21 protein-coding genes are annotated in these 16,965 nt (G+C 66.4%); 4 read left to right on the top strand and 17 right to left on the bottom strand.

Translation table 11 applies throughout. The features are described 5' to 3' along the window. Positions 1–5: 5 nt before the first annotated feature. From JOF57_RS25895 to JOF57_RS25885, 3 genes are read left to right on the top strand one after another with little or no spacing between them, the layout of a single operon-like run. Complete coding sequence (locus JOF57_RS25895; RefSeq protein ID WP_209921855.1) at positions 6–1,190, top strand: sulfotransferase family protein; 1,185 nt, start codon at positions 6–8, stop codon at positions 1,188–1,190. Positions 1,191–1,198: 8 nt separating this feature from the next. After that, a complete protein-coding gene (locus tag JOF57_RS25890; protein ID WP_209923736.1) occupies positions 1,199–2,209 on the top strand; it encodes a zinc-dependent alcohol dehydrogenase in 1,011 nt (336 codons plus the stop codon). A gap of 42 nt (positions 2,210–2,251) precedes the next feature. Next, positions 2,252–2,704: a 6,7-dimethyl-8-ribityllumazine synthase gene (locus JOF57_RS25885; RefSeq protein ID WP_209921853.1), complete on the top strand. Its 453-nt coding sequence runs from the start codon at positions 2,252–2,254 to the stop codon at positions 2,702–2,704. On the opposite strand, the gene JOF57_RS25880 is transcribed toward JOF57_RS25885, so the two are convergent. Next, positions 2,701–3,606 carry an alpha/beta hydrolase fold domain-containing protein gene (locus tag JOF57_RS25880; protein ID WP_307870105.1) on the bottom strand — a complete coding sequence of 302 codons (906 nt, stop codon included), beginning with the start codon at positions 3,604–3,606 and terminating at the stop codon, positions 2,701–2,703. The two genes, JOF57_RS25885 and JOF57_RS25880, sit on opposite strands and share 4 nt — an antisense overlap. A 301-nt stretch (positions 3,607–3,907) precedes the next feature. Between JOF57_RS25880 and JOF57_RS25875 the strand changes: the two genes are divergently transcribed. Next, the gene (locus JOF57_RS25875; protein ID WP_307870104.1) at positions 3,908–4,528 is read left to right on the top strand and encodes a TetR/AcrR family transcriptional regulator; all 621 of its coding nucleotides are present in this window, start codon (positions 3,908–3,910) and stop codon (positions 4,526–4,528) included. Here JOF57_RS25875 and JOF57_RS25870 read toward each other — a convergent pair. From JOF57_RS25870 to JOF57_RS25800, 16 genes are all read right to left on the bottom strand, one after another. After that, complete coding sequence (locus tag JOF57_RS25870) at positions 4,507–4,950, bottom strand: hypothetical protein (protein ID WP_209921849.1); 444 nt, start codon at positions 4,948–4,950, stop codon at positions 4,507–4,509. The two genes, JOF57_RS25875 and JOF57_RS25870, sit on opposite strands and share 22 nt — an antisense overlap. A 66-nt stretch (positions 4,951–5,016) precedes the next feature. Beyond that, positions 5,017–5,520 (bottom strand): hypothetical protein, encoded by a 504-nt coding sequence (locus tag JOF57_RS25865; protein WP_209921846.1) that lies wholly within the window; start codon positions 5,518–5,520, stop codon positions 5,017–5,019. 38 nt (positions 5,521–5,558) lie between these two features. Continuing rightward, the gene (locus JOF57_RS25860; protein WP_209921844.1) at positions 5,559–6,806 is read right to left on the bottom strand and encodes a cytochrome P450; all 1,248 of its coding nucleotides are present in this window, start codon (positions 6,804–6,806) and stop codon (positions 5,559–5,561) included. Positions 6,807–6,815: 9 nt separating this feature from the next. Then, positions 6,816–7,244, bottom strand: a complete 429-nt coding sequence (locus tag JOF57_RS25855) for a hypothetical protein (RefSeq protein ID WP_209921842.1) — start codon at positions 7,242–7,244, stop codon at positions 6,816–6,818. A gap of 21 nt (positions 7,245–7,265) precedes the next feature. Then, complete coding sequence (locus JOF57_RS25850) at positions 7,266–7,973, bottom strand: hypothetical protein (RefSeq protein ID WP_407666603.1); 708 nt, start codon at positions 7,971–7,973, stop codon at positions 7,266–7,268. Beyond that, entirely contained in the window at positions 7,958–8,086 is a 129-nt protein-coding gene (locus JOF57_RS31270; RefSeq protein WP_273544748.1) for a hypothetical protein, read from the bottom strand. Before JOF57_RS31270 ends, JOF57_RS25850 begins: the two co-directional genes overlap by 16 nt. Continuing rightward, positions 8,083–8,910, bottom strand: coding sequence for a CbbQ/NirQ/NorQ/GpvN family protein (locus JOF57_RS25845; RefSeq protein ID WP_209923732.1), 828 nt, complete (start codon positions 8,908–8,910; stop codon positions 8,083–8,085). Before JOF57_RS25845 ends, JOF57_RS31270 begins: the two co-directional genes overlap by 4 nt. A 29-nt stretch (positions 8,911–8,939) precedes the next feature. Beyond that, entirely contained in the window at positions 8,940–10,463 is a 1,524-nt protein-coding gene (locus JOF57_RS25840; RefSeq protein WP_209921837.1) for a nitric oxide reductase activation protein NorD, read from the bottom strand. Between the two features lie 153 nt (positions 10,464–10,616). Beyond that, on the bottom strand, positions 10,617–11,276 hold the full coding sequence (locus tag JOF57_RS25835; protein WP_234938947.1) for a hypothetical protein: 660 nt from the start codon (positions 11,274–11,276) through the stop codon (positions 10,617–10,619). Positions 11,277–11,421: 145 nt separating this feature from the next. Next, positions 11,422–12,021 carry a TetR family transcriptional regulator gene (locus JOF57_RS25830; protein ID WP_209921834.1) on the bottom strand — a complete coding sequence of 200 codons (600 nt, stop codon included), beginning with the start codon at positions 12,019–12,021 and terminating at the stop codon, positions 11,422–11,424. A 48-nt stretch (positions 12,022–12,069) separates the two neighbouring features. Further along, positions 12,070–12,720, bottom strand: coding sequence for a hypothetical protein (locus JOF57_RS25825; RefSeq protein WP_209921832.1), 651 nt, complete (start codon positions 12,718–12,720; stop codon positions 12,070–12,072). Continuing rightward, positions 12,717–13,634: a vWA domain-containing protein gene (locus JOF57_RS25820; protein WP_209921830.1), complete on the bottom strand. Its 918-nt coding sequence runs from the start codon at positions 13,632–13,634 to the stop codon at positions 12,717–12,719. Before JOF57_RS25820 ends, JOF57_RS25825 begins: the two co-directional genes overlap by 4 nt. Then, complete coding sequence (locus JOF57_RS25815) at positions 13,631–14,590, bottom strand: hypothetical protein (protein WP_209921828.1); 960 nt, start codon at positions 14,588–14,590, stop codon at positions 13,631–13,633. Before JOF57_RS25815 ends, JOF57_RS25820 begins: the two co-directional genes overlap by 4 nt. Next, entirely contained in the window at positions 14,581–15,054 is a 474-nt protein-coding gene (locus JOF57_RS25810; RefSeq protein WP_209921826.1) for a hypothetical protein, read from the bottom strand. Before JOF57_RS25810 ends, JOF57_RS25815 begins: the two co-directional genes overlap by 10 nt. Continuing rightward, a complete protein-coding gene (locus tag JOF57_RS25805; protein WP_209921824.1) occupies positions 15,044–15,910 on the bottom strand; it encodes a DUF58 domain-containing protein in 867 nt (288 codons plus the stop codon). Before JOF57_RS25805 ends, JOF57_RS25810 begins: the two co-directional genes overlap by 11 nt. Positions 15,911–15,917: 7 nt before the next feature. After that, positions 15,918–16,919 (bottom strand): AAA family ATPase, encoded by a 1,002-nt coding sequence (locus tag JOF57_RS25800; protein ID WP_209921816.1) that lies wholly within the window; start codon positions 16,917–16,919, stop codon positions 15,918–15,920. Positions 16,920–16,965 lie beyond the last annotated feature (46 nt).

Raw genomic sequence — 16,965 nt, 5'->3', positions numbered from 1 at the left:
GGACCATGAGCGAATACGACAACATCTCGACCCCCGACGACGTCCTCAAACTGGCGGCCGCGAAAACCGGCCTCTCCGAAGTGGATTCCGATTCCTGGCGCGAGGGCCTGGCCATCATCCTCGACGAGATCAACAACTCGCAGGCGTATAGCGAGTCCGGCCGGGATCGGATCATCTCCGACTGTGTCAAAGCGCTGGGACGCCGCCTGCAGGTTCACGACTACATCCAGTCCCATCCCGAGGTCCTGGACATACCGGTGCAGCGCCCGCTGTTCGTGCTGGGGATGCCGCGTACCGGCACCACCGTGATCAGCTACCTGCTCGACCAGGACCCCGCCCGGCGCTCGCTGGTGCACTGGCAGTGCGTGGAGCCGATCCCACCGGCGACCAGCGACATGCTGCGCACCGATCCCCGCTGCCTGGCCCTGCTCGAAGAGCAGAAGCGGATCCTGGAGATGGTGACGGCGGCGAATATGGCGCTACCGCACTGGGAGGATGCCGACGGCCCCACCGAGGACATGTTCATCCACAACCAGGATTTCAAGGGTTTGTCGTGGGACTCGTACCTGGCGTCCCCGCGATACGCCGAATGGCTGTTCCACGAAGCCGACATGACCAGCACCTACGAGTATCAGAAGCGCTACCTGCAGGTTCTGCAGTCGACTGCGCCGGGTACCTGGAGCCTGAAGATGCCGTCGCACTCGGTGCACATCGACGCGCTGTTGAAGGTGTTCCCGGATGCGCGGCTGATCTGGGCTCACCGCGACCCGTACAAGGCGACGGGTTCCCTGGCCAATCTGTGGAAGCTGCCCAAGGGTATGACGCTGCGTCCCGAGGCGCTGAACCTGCCGGAAATGGGCCGTAATGCCTTGGCGCAGATGCAGTTTCACGTGGAACGTCCGCTTCGCGCACGTGATCGCATCGGCGACGACCGCTTCTTCCACATGCACTACTCGGAGATGATGCGGGACCCGGTCGCGATGATGCGACGCATCTACGACTGGGCGGGTGACGACCTCACCCCCGAGGTGGAGGGCAGGATGAATGCCTGGCTCGCCGAGCACCCCCAGGACCGGTTCGCTCCCAACGCCTACAGTCTCGACCAGTACGGGTTGTCGGTGGATGACCTGCAGCCCATCTTCTCCGAATACCTCGACACGTTCGACATCGAGCTCGAAGCAGCGCCATGACCGCGAGCATGAACGTGTCGACGGTGACCGGACCGGGGACCGCCGAGACGCTCGTCGCGCCCCGTCCGCAGATCAGCGCCAAGGACGTGTTGGTGCGGATGCGGGCGTGTGGGATCTGCGGATCCGACGCGATGTACATCGCGATCGGTGGCATCCCGCCCCGGCAGGGCCACACCCCGCTGGGCCACGAACCCGCCGGCGAGGTCGTCGAGGTCGGAGCCGAGGTGACGGGCATCGACGTCGGCGATCACGTGGTGATCAATCCGATGGCCGCGCCGAGCGGCATCATCGGCAACGGCGGTGCCACCGGCGCCCTGGCCGACTATCTGCTCATCGAGAACGCCGAACGCGGGGTCAGCCTTGAGGTCATCCCCGACCACATCCCATGGGAGGTGGCCGCCCTCAACGAGCCGATGGCCGTGGCCCGGCACGGGGTCAACCGCTGCCGGCCGAAAACCGGCGACAAGGTCGTCATCTTCGGTGCCGGCCCGATCGGCCTGGGCGCGGTACTGGCCTTCCGGTCGGTCGGCGTCAGCCACATCGTCGTGGTCGATCTGATCGCGGCACGCCTGGAGAAAGCCAGGCAGATCGGTGCCGACGCGGTGGTCAACGCCACCGACGAGGACGTCGTCGCGCGGCTCGTCGAACTGCACGGCGAGGGCGAGTCGAGGTTCGGCAGCAGGGCGGGCACCGATATCTATCTCGATGCCGCGGGTGCGCCGTCGGTGATCACCACCGTGCTGACCGCCGCACAACACGGAGCGACGCTGGGCGTGGTGGCCGTCCACAAGGAAGCTGTCCCGGTGGAGTTCATCAACGTGATGAGCAGCGAGATCACGATCGTGGGATCGATGGGCTATCCGGACGAGATCTTCGAGGTGACCAAAGATCTCGTCGCCAACTGGGAACGCTATGCATTGATCGTCAGTCACACGGTCCCGTTCCAGGACGTGAGCGAAGCCCTTGAGCTGGCGTCGACGCCCGGGGCGGCGGACAAGGTGGTTGTCACGTTCGGCTGATGTGTTTATCCGCTGGTGGCACGGGTGCGATAGCGTCGCTACATGTCTGACGCAGCCACGCAGATCGCATTCGTGCAAGCCACCTGGCATCGCAACATCGTCGACAAGGCCCGCGAGGGATTCACCGAACAGATCGGTAGCCATGGGATCGCCGGCGATGCGCTGGAATTCTTCGAAGTGCCCGGTGCGTTCGAAATTCCCCTCACCGCAAAGCGTCTGGCACTGACCGGGCGGTACCGGGCGATCGTCGCGGCCGGACTCGTCGTCGACGGCGGTATCTACCGCCACGACTTCGTGGCCACCGCAGTGATCGACGGCCTGATGCGGGTGCAACTCGACACCGAGGTGCCGGTGTTCTCTGTCGTGCTCACCCCGCACCATTTCCACGAGCACGACGAGCACATCGACTACTTCACGAAGCACTTCGTCAAGAAGGGCGCTGAGGCGGCCAACGCCGTCGCAGCCACCTTGGCCCTGCACGCCACGCTGGGCTAATTACCGGTGGCGCGGCGGACGTGTCTGGCGATCAGGTCGTAGACCTTGCGGGTGACCTCGGCGTTGTTGCTCATGATGTTGTAGCCGTGATCGACGCCGGGCACGTCGTGATACTCGGCCAGGGAGCCGACCGCGTCGAGTTTCTGGGCGTACTGGTGGCCCTCGCCGCGCAGCCTGTCGTACTCGGCGGTGACGATCAGCGCCGGGGCGATTCCGTCGATTCCGTCGGCGTTTGCGCCCCATACCGGCGACGCCAGGCGGTCGGTGCGCCGAGCACGATCAGGAAGATAGGCAGCATTGAACACCTCGCCCATCCACGGCTTCAACACCGCCTTGGCGCCCAGTGGGGAGTGCTTGGCCTTCGTGGCAGTGACCAGGTCCAGCGGCGGGTAGTGCAGAACCTGCAGGGCGATCCGCGGTCCGCCGCTTTCCCACGCCAGCCGCGAGGCCGCCGCGGCCAGGCTGCCGCCCGCGCTCTGCCCGCCGACACACAACCTGCTGCCGTCCCAGTCACGGTCGGGCGCCGAGGCCCAGCTCAGGACGTCATAGATCTGTTCGACGGGGACGGGGAACCGGTGCTGCGGGGCCAGCAGGTAATCAACGTTGACCACAACGACATTCGCGTGTGCGGCGAGGAAACGGCACCACGGGTCGTCCTGCTCTCGGTGCCCGACGACGAAACCGCCGCCGTGCACGTTCACGTACACCGGGGGTTTCTCCTCGCCGGCCGCCGGGTGATACACCGTGGCGGCAACGTTGCCGTGACGGGTCGGGATCTCGATGAGCGTTGTGCGGCCCGGTATTTCGGGGAACCGAACGCCACGCATGGGCCCCGGCCTCACCCCTACGGCGAAGACCCGGGCAATGGCATCGGCCAACATCGGCGTGGAGAGTATCGACACGATTTCCTTCGAATGAGCGGTCAGTCAATTGGTTCAACTGAGAATGTCTGGCGGATTCTCACCGAAAGTATGCCGACAGGCAGCCGCGAAACGCCCGGTATGGGCGAATCCTCATCGAGCCTCGACGCCCGCATGTTCGTTTACCGAACCCCACATAGACTCCCGTGGCGCGGGTCATGTGCACCTTCTTATGTGAATCCAGCCACCCGGACATAGTCAGGCGCCCGGAAACTGCTGGATATCGGCCAGATGCCGACAAACGTGAACATGGCTCATGTCAGTAATGTGGGACGATTCAGACGTGGTCCCCCACAAGCCCCTACGGCGCCGCCAACCAGTACAGGAGCGCAGCAGACGACGCGTCGAGCGCATCCGGGCTGCAGCGCTCGAGCTGCTCGAGACCCAGGGCGTCGACGCAGTCACCACCCGCGCCATCGCCCATTGCGCCGATGTCCCGGTCGCGACGGTCTACCAGTTCTTCCCCAATCGCGACGCGATCCTGCAGGAGATCGTCACCGACCATCTCGACCGGCGCGACGCCGAAGGCGCAGCGGTCCTCTCCGCGCTGGCGCCGACCAGCCTGGCCGAGGTCGCCCACAGCATCTTCGAATTCCACTACGAACACCTGCGCAACCACCCGCACCTGGTCAACCTGCACTACACCAGCCTGGCCAGCGGCCTGATCACTGACCCGCGCGTACGCCGAGCCGAGTTCGCCAACGCGCTACATGTCGGCCTGCTGCACTGGGGCCTGCTCCGCGAGGGCACCGATCCACTGGTGACGCTGGTCGCCGTCGAGATGGGTGATCGCCTGCTGGAGATGGCCTTTCACGCCGGTCCGGAGAAAGACCGGGCGATCCTCACCGAGGCCCAACAGGCGCTGACGCAGTACCTGCAGACTTACGCCGCACCCGCCGTCTGAGCGAAGCCACCGGTACGGAACTGCTTGGCCAGGGCGAACCGGGTGAGCGTGCCGACGAATCGATCGAGGTCGGCCAGGCGGACAGCACGCAAACCGGCGCCGGCCCCCCAGCGCCCGTCGCACCGTTCGAGCACCAACTCGTCCACGGGCTGTTCGAACACCGGGATTGCCACCCCTGGCGCGCTCGCATCGGTCCAACCCTCGACGATGTGCACCTGCAGACGCCTGCCGTCGACCCGTCGGGCCCGCAGCGACCTCGACGTGGCCGTCATCGCGACCGTGGTGGTTTCGAAGTCGCCGCCGATGCCGACCTGGACGACATCGTCGACGACCGGAACGGTGAGCCGGATTGTTCCCGGCCGGAGTTGGTCCAGCAGCTGGTCCAGACCAGCCGAGGGTAGGGACGACGAACACGCACTCATACCGATAATGATTATCATTTTCATCGGCTGCCCTCAACTGCTCGGGCAAGTGCGCTGCTCAGCGGGTCAGCGACGGGCGGCGCTGCCTCCGACTTCGGCGGCCAGCGGCGGCGGCAACGGTGTCGTGGGAGTGGGCGACGCGGCTGCCGGGGCTTGAGTCGCACCGGGACGATGGAAGTCGATCATCGGCTCCTCGCGGATCACCTTCTCCCCCGCGCTGAGCACCAGCGACTTCGCCGTCACCAGGTATTCGATCCCGGCGTTCTCCACCCGGAACGCGCCATCGTCGTTGCGCGTCGCGGGCGCGGTCAGCGTGGCGCCGTCGCGCAGGCGGACACCGCGGTACTCGTACTTTCCGCCCGATACCGAACAGATCGCCACCCGGGAGGCGTCGGTACTGCCGAACAACACGGTCACGTCCGCCTTGGCGCACCGCGCCGTGGAGTCGACGTAACCGCGCGCATCGGTGGGCGGCGCGGCCGAAGCCGACGGCATCCCCACCGCGAGCAACGTAATACCCGCCGTCACCGCAGCGGTGAGGCAGCGACGCGGGGACCAGGCAGCAGACATCGATTCACTGAACCACGCCTTTGCTACCCACCGGGGCGTCAACCCCGAGACAGCACCGAATCGTTAGGTCCCCGCAATACAACCGGTTCCGACGGGGAGAACACCACCGGAACCCGACGGTAGCCCCGCGTCACGGAATTGCCGTGGAACACCGCGGTGCCGCCAGGATCCACGGAGACATCGGGCATCCGGGTCAGCACCTGCTCGAGTCCGATGGCGAACTCCAGGCGAGCGAGGTTGGAACCGAGACACCGGTGTACTCCGGCCCCGAAGCCGAGGTGGCGGTTGGCCGAGCGGTCCAGCACGCAGCGGTCCGGATCGGGAAACTGGGCGCCATCCCGGTTGGCCGCGGCGTAGTTGAGCACGACAGCCTCGCCCGGGCAGAACCGCTGTCCACTCAATTCGACGTCCTGGGCCACCGTGCGGGGCAGGCTGTGGATCGAGCCGGCGAACCGGATGAACTCCTCGACGGCCCTCGGCACAATTTCGGGTTCGGAGATCAGGCGGTCCCGTTCCCCGGGATGGGTGGCCAGGTAGTGAAATGCGAAAGACATTGCACTGGCGGTGGTTTCCAGACCGGCCTGGACCAACAGGATGGCGTTGGCCACGATGTCGTTGAACGGCAACGGTTCACCGTCGATCTCGGCGCGCAGCAGCACGTCGATCATGTCATCGCGCGGCGGTTCGGCGGTGCGGGCCGACACCGCATCGTGCAGATGCTGATACAACCTTCCCCACGCCAGCATCCGGTCCTGCTCGACCGCACCGTTGAGCGCGGTGTCGACCAACTCGAGACACAACGGGACGTCGTCGACGGGCATGCCGAGCAGATACTTGAAGAACACGATGCCGGGCTGTTGCCAGGCGACCTGGGCGAGGTCCCCCTGCCCCGCTTCGATGAACGCGTCGATCAGCGCATCGGTTTCGGCCCGAATCTGCGGTGTCAACGCCTTCATCCGCGCCGGGGAGAAGTACGGATTGAGCACCTTGCGGAACTTCTGTTGCCGCGGCGGATCGAGGGTGATCACCAGGTCACCGCCGGCCTGCCGAGCGCCCTCGGGCGTCGGGTTGCTGGAGAAATGCTCCCAGTCCTGCGCAATCCGATAGCACTCGTCATAACCCAGCGCGACCCACGCACCGTCCGTGGGAAAGAAGGGCGCCTCGGTATGTGCGATCGGCGCCCGTTGGCGCATCACCGAATACACCTCGTACAGCAGGTCGTGGTCATTGAAATCCTCGTGGCGCCGATCCCAGTTGCGGGCGTGCTCTTCAGGAGATTTGGGCACGGCTTGTCCCTACTTGGTCTGCTGCTCATGGGCCTGGCGGGCCAGGCGCTCATCGTGACGGCGCACCAGCTCGCGGAAACCCAGCCGGTCGTATTTCGGCGTCGGCTGGATACCCCACTCGTCGCGGGCGGTGTCCTTACCCTCGGCTCCCTCCGGCGGTCCGAGCATCGGGTACGGGTGCTTGCACTCAAGGGTGTCGTCGGAGTACCGCACCTTCAGCAGCTCGCTGCAGATCTCGGTCATGCTCAACGTCGGATACCCGTAGTAGACGGCCATGAACGGCAACGTGAACGCGCCCTCCACGACCAGGGCGACCAGGCAGACCAGCACCGCCCGTTTGATCCATTTGTGCATGTTCGCGTAGTACGGCGTGGTCCCCGGCGGCAGATCCTCGGCCGGGTCCTGTTCTGTTTCAGTGCTTTCTGCGGGCCTCGACACAGTGCGCTCCTTGAAAGGGGTTCAGTCGGTGAAGATCTCGCGGTTGACCGTGTGCAGGTACGGGATCGCGAGGAATGGCGTGATGTAGAAGATGTCGTAGAGCCACCAGCCGATCACCGGGAAGATCACCCCGGCATAGCGGACGTCGGCGAACATCGTCATGTTGAAGACATAGACGCACCAGATCACCACGCCCATCCAGCAGGTGACGATCATCCACTGCTGCCCCCAGCGCTTCATCTGCAGAAAGCCGATGGCGGCCGCGCAACGCATCGCGAAAACGGTGACGATCATGCCGAAGACCATCGACTTCTCGCCCGGCGCACCCGCCCCACCGATCCACAGTTCGTTGTAGTGCCAGAAATAGCCGGCGTCGAACATGTTGCCCCAGCCGACCATCAGCACCCGGTTGATCAGGGTGTGGTTGGCGACCAGGTCCAGTGCCCAGCCCAGGCTGTTGAGGGCGCCATCGATGAGCACCAGGTAACCGATCAAGGTGACGATCATCGGGCGCACCGACAATCCCGCGCGCTGAGCCTGGCGCTGCAGCCACACCCCGCGCATGAAGATCGGGAACCCGATCAGGCCGGGGATCCACATGCCCATCAACAGCGCCCCGACGATCATCCACTTGTCGGCCCGCCGCTGAGCCAGCCGCGACTGCTCGTGGTGATCCTCAAGCGTTACCGACTCCGGCTGGGCCAGAGGCACATTCACAGGTCCCACCAACCTCGGGCGAACGACATGTACAGCTGGATGCAGAACATCGTGAACAGATAGCCGTAGATGACCACCTGCAGAACAATCAAGGCACGCTTGCGCTTTCGCTCCTGCTCGTTCATCGCATTCCCTTTCCTGGGTTTCGGGCCGGGCCGTCGAGCAGGCTGGCCGCCGCGACCTCACGCAGCCCGTCGTTGATCGCCCCGTCGGTGCTCAGCGGTGCTAGCACGCAGGCCTCGGCGGCATCGAGTTCGGAGGCGCCTTCGGCAACCAGCTGCGCCGCGGTGACCAGAACCCGCGTCGACGGCGGCTCGAAATGAAACGCGGCGTCTGCGCTGCGGATCGCGGTGGCGCAGGCCACCAGGCGCACCGCGGTGTCGCGGCCGACGCCGGTTTCCGCGACGATCACCTCGGCTTCGCGATCCGGTGGCAGGTAGTTCATCGGTAGCGTGGCAAACCGTTGCCGGAAGGATGGTTTCAGTTCCTTGAGCGAGCTGCGGTACGCCGGGTTGTAGGAGCACACCAGCATGAAGGTGTCCGGAGCCTGCACGACCTCGCCGGCCCGATCGAGGTAGAGCGCGCGGCGATGGTCGGTGAGCGAATGCAGGATGGCCAGCGAGTCGTGGCGGGCCTCGACCACCTCGTCGAGATAACAGATGGCGCCGGCCTTGACCGCGCGGGTCAGGGGTCCATCGGTCCACACCACGTCCCCGCCGGTGACCATGAACCGGCCCACCAGATCTGAGCTGGTGAGATCGTCGTGGCAGCTGATCGTCACGACCGGGCGCTGCAGCAGCGAGCCCATGTGCTCGACGAGGCGGGTCTTGCCGCAGCCGGTGGGCCCGGTCAGCATCACCGGGATCCGCCGGGCATACGCCTGCTCGAACAGCTGAATCTCGTTGCGGTTGGCCAAGTAGAGGGTCGGAGCCCCTCCGGCGGCGACCATATGCGCTGTACTCAATTCCGTCCTCCTCCTCACGCCGCGACCAGTTCTCGGTGTACGTGCGCCAGCACGCGCGGAAGCTCCTCGACCCGGCGGATCCGTTGGGACCGGCGCGGTCCGAACACCTCGGGCAGGGGGTCGACGCGCGTCGGCCCGACGCCGACGTAGTACACGGCGACGCCGGCGTCGTTGGCCTCCTCGACCGCATGCGCGGTGTCCGCCCAGGCATAGCGGCCCTCATAGCCCTCGTCGGAGATCAGGCCGTCTCCGATCACGATGAGTAGGCGCCGCTCGGACGGCTGAGCCAGGAGGCGACCTGTCAGGTGCCGCAGCGGCGCACCCAGGCGGGTGTATCCGCCGGTGACCAGGCCGGCTGCACTCGGTGGGACGAATCGCCGGTCCTCGAAGTCCTTGAGGCACTGCACTTCCACCCGGTGACGGGTGTTGCCGGTGAACACGAAGATGCCGTGGCGCTCCCTGGCCTGGGTCATCGCCTGGGACAACGCGTCCGCGCAGGCCAGTTCCAGCCGGAAGATCCGCCCGCCATGTACGCCCAGCGACGAACTGCCGTCGAGCAGCAGCGCGGTGGACACGTCCCTACCGCTGGGCAACAACTCCCGGAATACCCGGGGCTGCCCAGCTTCACCGGTGGCCAGGTCGATGTGGTGGCGGACATAGGAATCGACGTCCAGGTCCGAGCCGTCCTCCAGCCGGTCGGTCATCGCCCGGTGGGTGTGTTCGGAGAACCAGGCCCGGAGATCGGCCGGCACCGGCGCGGACTGCCTGCTGCGCGGCGGCTTGGCATGCTCGATGACGGCGACATGATCGCGCAGGAAGGTGTCGGTCCATGCGTTCCACTCCGGGTAGGGAATTCCCGGCCGATGCTGCGGGGTGACGTCGAGGTCGTTGTCCTGGGGCCGGCTGGGCGGCGGGAGGTTGGGATTGCGCACTCCGCCGTCTCCGCCGACCGGCACGGAATAGGGCCTCGGCAGGCGCTTTTGGTTACTGGTCCACGGCATCCGGCCGAACCTTCGGCGCAGCGCGTCGGCCAGCCCGGCCGGAGCGGTGTAGGTGGCGGGCAGCCGGCCGAGCAGCGGGTCGACCTCGACGGACTCGCCGCTGCGGGCCAATTCGACCGCACATCGCAGCATGTCGTCGGCCGGCATGTCACCGTCGACCTGTTCCAGTTCGGGTAGCAGTCTTCGGATTTCGCCGATCAGACCGGGCCATCGAGTGGCGATCCAGCCCAGCGCCACCCCGGCCTCGACCAGGCTGAGGGCTTGCAACTCCCGGCCGGACAGTTCATTGAGCCGGTAGTGCACCAGCCGATCTTTAGACGGCGCGCACTGTAGTGCCACACCGCAGGTCAACGACCGTCGAGTCCAGGCAAGGACCCGGCCCGGATAAGGCACGTGCACGTAGTCGAGCGCCGTGCTCAGCCCGAACGCGCGATGCTCGCCGGTGACCAGCCGCACCCCGTCACGGCGGCCGCCGCTCAGGGCCACGGCGGTCAGGGCGCAGCTGCGCTCGACCGCGATCGCGTCGTTGTCGGTCATCGGTTCAGAACGTGCCGATGTTGGAGAACATCCAGTACCAGAACCAGATGATCAGGGCGGTGCCGCCCCATGCGCCGATATAGCGGCAGATCTCCCAGAGCATGTGCCCTCCTCGTGCGGTGGAACTGTCTGACTTCAGTCAATATCAAGTATTCAGTCGGTGAAGATTTCACGGTTGACCGTGTGCAGGTACGGGATCGCGAGGAATGGCGTGATGTAGAAGATGTCGTAGAGCCACCAGCCGATCACCGGGAAGATCACCCCGGCGTAGCGGACGTCGGCGAACATCGTCATGTTGAACACGTAGCCGCACCAGATCACCACGCCCATCCAGCAGGTGACGATCATCCACTGCTGCCCCCAGCGCTTCATCTGCAGAAAGCCGATGCCCGCGGCAATCCGCATGGTGAAGACGGTGAGAATGAGGGCGACCTCCCAGGCCTTCTCGCCCGGGCCTCCGGCGCCGCCCACCCACAGCTCGTTGAAGTGCCAGAAGTAGCCGGCGTCAAACATGTTGCCCCAGCCAGTCAGAAGCACTCTCGCCAGCAAGGAGTGGTTGCCGATCAGGTCGAGCGACCAACCCATCGCATTGATCGCAGCGTCGATGATGACCAGGTAACCGAGCAGGGTGACCATCATCGGTCGCACCGACAGCCCGTCACGCTGGGCACGACGGAGCAACCACACCCCGCGCAGGAAGATCGGCAGCCCGAAAATGCCGAGAACCGCGCTGCCGATCAGGAGCGATCCGACGATCAGCCATTTGTCGGCCTGCCGCTGCGCGATCCTGGACTGCTCGTCATGGTCGGCCATCGACTGCTCGCCCACACCTGCCGCAGCCGTGCGGCGGGGCCTGATCATCGGCAGATTCAAGGGTCCTCCAGTCAGCGGGTCGCGAACTGTTGACTGACTATAGTCAACGAATCGCGGGCTGCACAGGGGCCCTACGGGTTCGGAATCAGGGCGTCAGGCTTCGCATGGTCCTGATCACGTAGTCGTCCAGAAGGTCATCGCGGTTGGGCCAGTCGTTGGTGGTGATCAGCAGGGCATAGAAGCCGAGCAGGAAGAACACCGCGCTGTTCCACGGCTTCACGTCGGCCGCGACCTCACCCTGCTCCTGGGCCAGTTCGATCTCGCGCGCCACCCCGGAGATCACCGGGTGGTCCTGGCTATCCGGTGCGGGCGGCCGGGTCTGCGAGAAGTGCAGGGCCAGAAAATCTTTGAATAACACGCCGCCGAGCCGGCGTTCCAGCCCGACAACCAGCCGCATCGACTCGCGCAGCCCTCCCTCGAGACTGTGCGGCTTCTTGAGGAATTGGGTGTACTGCTTGGCGATGCGCTCCTCTTCGCGCTGTTCGAGTTCCAGCAGTACATGTTCCTTGGTCGGAAAGTGGAAGAAGAACGTGCCGTGCGCGACACCCGCCGCAGTGACGATCGCGCCGACATCCGCTTCGGCCATCCCGGCACGCTTGAACTCCGCGATCGCCGCACCCATCAAACGCTCACGCGTCTGCAGGCGCTTCGCCTCACGCGCGGACAGCCTGTCTGCCACAGCCATTCCATTCCTTCGTGTTGACCGGGCTCGACGAGCCCGACTCACCCGAATCTAGCCCGTGGCCGCATCACGCAGGATCTGTTGCAACCGGTCCAGCGGATCGCCCACGGTCGGGTCGAGCCGATTCCGCGGTTGCGTGGTGGGTGCGCCCGTCGCTGCCGGTGGTGGTGCCTGCACCGCCGGGGGAAGCGGGGACGCCGGCGGCGGAGCGATGGCGGAGACGGCATCGATCTTGCTGTTCAACCGTTCCGGCGCGGCATTGCCCTCGAAGCATCCCCGCGGGGCCCTTTCCACGACATCGCGAGCGGCCAGGTAGTGCGTCAGCGCCAGTTCAGGATCGGCCGCCGCCAACGCGCGATCACCGAGAGTCTCCCGCACGAGCTCCAGATTCACCCTGGCCGAACATGATTCATCGGTATCGAGGCCGGCTATGGCCGCGCTGAAATGGCGATCGGCATCACCGAGCCGATCCTCGAGGACAGCGAGAGCGCCTGCGGCGAAATCCGCCTTGCCCGGCTCGACGATGTTCAGCATCTGAAGCCCGGCGACCTCGCCCGCGAGGGCCTCGGTGTCGCGGTCGGCGAAACTGACTGCCGCCGAGTGGCCGAACACCACGACCGACAGCAGTTTGACGACGACGATCACCGCGATCAAGGCCACCGGAGCCGAATACAGCAGCAGCCTGCGACGTACCCGGTTCATGGCCCGGACCCCAGATCGATCGACTGCATGCGCCGGAATCCCCGCAGCACCAGATAGAGCTCGCCCAGGATGAGCAGTGCCGCCGCCCCGGCGAAGATCCAGTACAGCTCGAGAGCAGCCCGGTTCCGGGTCGCCGTAGGAGCCTGACCCTCGGCGGCCCCGCCGGGCAACACCGTATTCAGCGGTGTCGCGTCGCTACGCGGGATGAACGGCACCCCGACCTGCTCGGCCACGCCGCGCAGCAGCGGGGCCCCCGGATTTCCGTAACCCAACACCGCGCCGCCGTCGACCGCATCCTCGGGGAGTTGGAATTCCCGTTGGGGTGCCGACGATTCAGGAGCACCCGCGCCAAGATAGAACACCAGGTTCTGGGCCCTCGGAAACTGCTGCACGGCGCTGATCAACTGGTAGCGAAGCACGCTCGCCGCCGCGCCCACGTTGGCATCCGGTGTCGCCGGGTACGCCTCCGTTGCGGCCACCACCGGCCGCAAGCTCCAGGTGTCCGCGGACAACGGCCACACCACGGACGGACGGTCGGCGAACCCGATCAGGGCGAAGCGGGCGTCGGGATACCGGTCGATCAGTGCCGCGACATCATCGCGCGCCGCCGCCATCAGAGAGCGGCCATCGGCGTTCTCCTGCGACATCTCCGGAGAACGGTCCAGGAGCACAAAGATATTGGGCTCCCGGTCACCGGCCGGGCGAGGCACGGCGTCGTGGCGTCCGCCCACGGTGGGGCCGAGAGCGGCCACCACCAGGAGCACCCCGGCCGCCGTCAGTGCGGACCAGCGCCACACCGCCGCCCAACCGCCCGCCTGGGCCCTGACCCGCCCGAACGTGCTGACCCGCGCTGCGACGAGCACCACTACGAGCACTGCGAGCAGCAGCGGCGGCAGGACCGGCTCCAGGCTCATCGGCGTATCACCACCGGCCACCACCACAGCACTGCCAACGCCAGCAATGCCAGCAATACGGGTGCCGCCGGGGTTTCGGCGGAGCTGACCTCCGCGGTGTCGCCGGTCGTCCCGGGCTGCGGCGAATGTTCCCGGATCTCGGTCAGATGCGCGGCCACATCGGCCGAATCAGAAAACCACCGCCCACCGGTGTTGTGAGCCAGGTCCACCGCGGGCCCGTCGCCGGGTCCGGGCGTGATGGCGTTGACCTGAACACCTGCCGTCACCGCCAGGTCCCGGAGGCGTTCCGCACTGAACAGCGGGGCGGATTCGTTTGAGCCGGGTAGAGATTCGGGGCCGATGTAGATCATTGACCGTCGTTGCGGGGACGGCTCGGTAAAGGACGGGAAACCGGTCAGGCACATGGCCAGCACGTCCTGGACGTCGGCGGCGTAATCGACATAGGACACCGGTGCGACCAACGGACGGGGACCGTCGGGCTGGGCGGCCTCGGCGAATTGCGCTGCGGCGTACTGGTAGTCCCGGGTCAGCGGGATGACGCGGCGGTTGGCCGAGGTCAAACCGATCCGCTCGGTCCCGAAGGAGCCGGCCCGGTCGGCGAAATACCTCAGAGCGGTGCTGACCGCGGGGTCCGACGACGGGGCGCCGACGCACACCATGATGTCCTCCGGTGTCGCGACCTGGGTGGCGCGGGTCCACGACGGTAGTCCGGTGGGGCGCGCGGCGGCCAGAACGGACCCCGCGAAGGCAGCCGTCAGCAGCACCATGGCGGCCACGGCCGTGACGGTCCGCAGCCGCGCGGTCCGCACGTACTCCGGCAATCGGGTGAGTCGCCCGGTGTTGGCCAACGGCGTGAGTTCATCCGGGTCCGACCTGCTCGGGAGCAGGGCCAGACCCACACACCCCGCGAGTGCGAGGCAACCGGTGATGGCCACCATCCACCAGATCAGGTCCATCCGCGGATCAACTCCTCGGCAGTGTCGCTGGCCGTACCGGCATCGAGCGTCGAACGATGGTTGAACTGAATGTCGGTGAGCTCGGCCAGGATCGGCGCGGCAGGTGCGGCGGCACTGTCGGCGATGGCGTCGACCTGTAGGTACGGGGCCCGCACTCCGGTGGCCGCCTGCAGGAAGGCTCGGAGTTCCCGGTTCAGCGCGGTCCCGGTACGCGTTGCGCTCAGCTCACCGGCACGGTAACGGTTCCCGATGCGACGGACCGCGCGAGCCGACCGGCGGCGCAAGAGTTCGGCCCGGACGGTGCCGATGAAGGGCAGGTCGCGCACCGGACGGCGCCGCGATGTCAGCACGAAGATCGCCGCGTACCAGGCGCACAGGAGCAGGATCAGGCCGATCGCGGTCCACAGCCACACCGGCGAGTACGGCGTCGGGCCGATCACATCGTGCAGCAGGTCATCCGGCACGGGCGTACACCCCGGTCATCGTCGTCAAGGCGGCCCTGATCCGCGGGCTCCCCGGGATCCGGGCGTGCGGGATCCGCTGCAGCGTCAGAAACTCGGAAAGCTGTTCGCGCCGTTGGGCTTCGGCGCGTTGATAGGCCTCGATGACATCGCTGTCCAGGTCGGTCAGGATCGGGCGCCCATCGGTGATCTCGTAGCAGCGGCCAATGTCCCGGCGCCCACTCACCGCGGGCATGTCGCCGACCAGTGCCCACAGCACGTCGTGGCGGGCGGTCAGCGGGCGCAACACCTCGGCCAACCGGTCGGAGACCTCCGGCTCGTCGGACACCACGAAGATCAACAACCGATGCCGGTAGTGCCGGGCCACCCATTCGAGCTGAACCAGGATGTCGCTGGGACCCGGATGGTTCGTGGCATGGTGATGGAACCGGTGCAGCATGCTCTCGATATGGGTCTCCCCGCGGCGCAGACGGATGTCCACGTTGCCGCGGTGGTCACCGAGCACCATGGCGATCTCGTCAGACCGGGGCAGCGTCATCAATCCGATCGCACCGATGATGTGCTGGGCCACAATTCGTTTCAGCTCACCCGACGGCGCCAATGCACAACTGTTGCGGCCGGCGTCGGCGACCACCAGCACCTTGTGATGCTTCTCCGAGACGAACCGCTTGATCAGGGTGTGCCCGGAGCGCGCCGTGGCCTTCCAGTCGATGTCGCGCACATCGTCACCGGGGACGTAGGGCCGCAGCTCGTCGAACTCCAGGCTTCGGGTGTGCACCAGGGCATACCGGCCACCCTCGAGGAGCCCACCGACGTCACGGCCGGCATACGCCTTGGCGGAGTCCAGATACCTACCCATCGCAGCCTCACGGGACCTGGACCGCGCGGAGCACCGCGTCGACGACGACGTCGGAGGTGATCCGGGCAGTCGCCGCTTCGAAGCCGAGGATCAGCCGGTGTCTCAGCACGCGGTGCGCCAGCCGGGCGATGTCGTCGGGTACCACGTGGTCGCGGCCCCGCAGCGTCGCCAGAGCGCGCGACGTCCGGCAGAACGCCAGAGTGGCTCGAGGGCTGGCGCCGTACTCGATCACCCTGGCCAGGTTCGCCGGTAGGTGCTGCTCGGGTTCGCGGGTGACGGCGACCAGCCTGCTGGCGTATTCGACCAGGGCGCGGTCCAGATATACCGACCGGACGATGCCCTGGACGCGGCGCACGTCGTCCATGGTGACCACCGGGGCGGCGCGGTGGCCGCGGTCGTAGAGACCGGCATCCATCCGGGCGGCGATCTCGACCTCGTCCTCGATCGAGGGATAGCCCACGATCTCCTTGAGCATGAACCGGTCGGTCTGCGCCTCCGACAGCGGATAGGTGCCTTCCTGGTCGACGGGGTTCTGGGTGGCGATGACGAGAAATGGTTCGGGGACGGGATATTCGACGCCGGCGATCGTGGTCTGGCGTTCCTCCATCGCCTCCAGCATGGCGCTCTGGGTCTTCGCGCTGGAGCGGTTGATCTCGTCGAGCAACACGATGTTGGCGTGTACCGGGCCGAGTTGGGTGGCGAACGAATTGTGCTCGGCCTCGTAGATCTGGGTTCCGATGATGTCGCTGGGCAGCAGGTCGGGGGTGCACTGGATACGGCGGAAGCGGCCGTCGATGGACTCGGCCACCACCCGGGCTGCGGTGGTCTTGGCCAGCCCGGGAACGCTCTCGAGGAGCAGGTGGCCACCGGCGAGCAGCGCGACCAACATCGATTCGCGCAGGTGGTCCTGGCCGACCACCCGGGTGGCGAACGTCGAGGTCACCGCGCCCACAATGCGCTGGGCCTCGGCGGCATCACGCTGGTCAGCCTGCAATCGCGGTGCGGTCATGGAATCCTCTCCGGTCGGTCGTCCCCCTTTCCCTGACCCAGACGAT

This window comes from Mycolicibacterium lutetiense, from assembly GCF_017876775.1.
In the GTDB taxonomy this organism is placed as follows: Bacteria; Actinomycetota; Actinomycetes; order Mycobacteriales; family Mycobacteriaceae; genus Mycobacterium; species Mycobacterium lutetiense.
Note: the sequence above shows the minus strand (reverse complement) of the source record. Positions and strands in the feature narration are given on the sequence as shown.

Excerpts from the sequence above, each read along its gene's own strand:
- JOF57_RS25895 (WP_209921855.1), top strand. The coding sequence starts at position 6 with ATGAGCGAATACGACAACATCTCGACCCCCGACGACGTCCTCAAACTG.
- JOF57_RS25890 (WP_209923736.1), top strand. The coding sequence starts at position 1,199 with ATGAACGTGTCGACGGTGACCGGACCGGGGACCGCCGAGACGCTCGTC.
- JOF57_RS25885 (WP_209921853.1), top strand. The coding sequence starts at position 2,252 with ATGTCTGACGCAGCCACGCAGATCGCATTCGTGCAAGCCACCTGGCAT.
- JOF57_RS25870 (WP_209921849.1), bottom strand. The coding sequence starts at position 4,950 with ATGAGTGCGTGTTCGTCGTCCCTACCCTCGGCTGGTCTGGACCAGCTG.
- JOF57_RS25865 (WP_209921846.1), bottom strand. The coding sequence starts at position 5,520 with ATGTCTGCTGCCTGGTCCCCGCGTCGCTGCCTCACCGCTGCGGTGACG.
- JOF57_RS31270 (WP_273544748.1), bottom strand. The coding sequence starts at position 8,086 with ATGAACGAGCAGGAGCGAAAGCGCAAGCGTGCCTTGATTGTTCTGCAG.
- JOF57_RS25845 (WP_209923732.1), bottom strand. The coding sequence starts at position 8,910 with ATGGTCGCCGCCGGAGGGGCTCCGACCCTCTACTTGGCCAACCGCAAC.
- JOF57_RS25840 (WP_209921837.1), bottom strand. The coding sequence starts at position 10,463 with ATGACCGACAACGACGCGATCGCGGTCGAGCGCAGCTGCGCCCTGACC.
- JOF57_RS25835 (WP_234938947.1), bottom strand. The coding sequence starts at position 11,276 with ATGGCCGACCATGACGAGCAGTCCAGGATCGCGCAGCGGCAGGCCGAC.
- JOF57_RS25830 (WP_209921834.1), bottom strand. The coding sequence starts at position 12,021 with ATGGCTGTGGCAGACAGGCTGTCCGCGCGTGAGGCGAAGCGCCTGCAG.
- JOF57_RS25825 (WP_209921832.1), bottom strand. The coding sequence starts at position 12,720 with ATGAACCGGGTACGTCGCAGGCTGCTGCTGTATTCGGCTCCGGTGGCC.
- JOF57_RS25820 (WP_209921830.1), bottom strand. The coding sequence starts at position 13,634 with ATGAGCCTGGAGCCGGTCCTGCCGCCGCTGCTGCTCGCAGTGCTCGTA.
- JOF57_RS25815 (WP_209921828.1), bottom strand. The coding sequence starts at position 14,590 with ATGGACCTGATCTGGTGGATGGTGGCCATCACCGGTTGCCTCGCACTC.
- JOF57_RS25805 (WP_209921824.1), bottom strand. The coding sequence starts at position 15,910 with ATGGGTAGGTATCTGGACTCCGCCAAGGCGTATGCCGGCCGTGACGTC.
- JOF57_RS25800 (WP_209921816.1), bottom strand. The coding sequence starts at position 16,919 with ATGACCGCACCGCGATTGCAGGCTGACCAGCGTGATGCCGCCGAGGCC.